This window comes from Bacillus sp. SIMBA_031, from assembly GCF_046535225.1.
GTDB classification, from domain to species: Bacteria; Bacillota; Bacilli; order Bacillales; family Bacillaceae; genus Bacillus; species Bacillus velezensis.
Genome location: NZ_JAWRXC010000412.1, coordinates 1 through 258 on the forward strand (window position 1 = coordinate 1; position 258 = coordinate 258).

Genomic DNA, 258 nt, shown 5'->3' on the forward strand with positions numbered 1-258 from the left:
GCCATGTCGCCGATTTCGTCCGAACGTCCCGAGAAGGGGATGGCCGCCTCATCGTTGCCACCCGCGAGAACCTTCATCGACGTCGTGATGGCTTCGATCGGCCGGGCAATGCCGGTAATCGCAAAGATGACGGCCGCAATCAGAATGGCAGCGCATCCAGCGATCAGCGCGAAGGTCATGAACAGTGTCGACTGGAAGAGGCTGGCGCCTTCCAGGTGGATTTTTTCCGAGCTCGCGGTATTGAAGTCGAGCAGGTCG

At 59.7% G+C, this 258-nt stretch carries 1 protein-coding gene; it reads right to left on the reverse strand.

Annotation, left to right across the window (positions count from 1 at the left end; translation table 11 throughout):
• On the reverse strand, positions 1 to 258 hold a 258-nt coding region (locus tag SB724_RS20830; protein WP_410572852.1), incomplete at both ends, for a hypothetical protein.